Origin of the sequence: Methylobacterium frigidaeris (assembly GCF_022179185.1) — a bacterium.
Classification (GTDB): domain Bacteria; phylum Pseudomonadota; class Alphaproteobacteria; order Rhizobiales; family Beijerinckiaceae; genus Methylobacterium; species Methylobacterium frigidaeris.
In genome coordinates this window covers 1-274 of sequence record NZ_BPQJ01000200.1, presented here as the reverse complement: position 1 = coordinate 274, position 274 = coordinate 1, and the positions used below count along the sequence as shown (strand labels likewise).

The following is a 274-nucleotide window of genomic DNA, read 5'->3' as shown; positions in this document are numbered from 1 at the left end:
TAAGAAAAAGGTAATTCCGCCATCGCGGAGTTACCTGTCCCCTTACCGTGAGAACATTATTATGAATAAATATCTGAAATATTTCAGCGGCACACTCGTGGGCTTAATGTTGTCAACCAGCGCTTTTGCTGCCGCCGAATATGCTGTCGTATTGAAAACCCTCTCCAACCCATTTTGGGTAGATATGAAAAAAGGCATTGAAGATGAAGCAAAAACACTGGGCGTCAGCGTTGATATTTTTGCCTCTCCTTCAGAAGGCGATTTTCAATCTCAA

1 pseudogene is annotated in these 274 nt (G+C 42.7%); it reads left to right on the top strand.

What is annotated here, in order from left to right:
• Positions 1-61: 61 nt before the first annotated feature.
• A pseudogene (locus MFF64_RS36840) lies at positions 62-274 on the top strand (hypothetical protein); the annotation flags it as partial.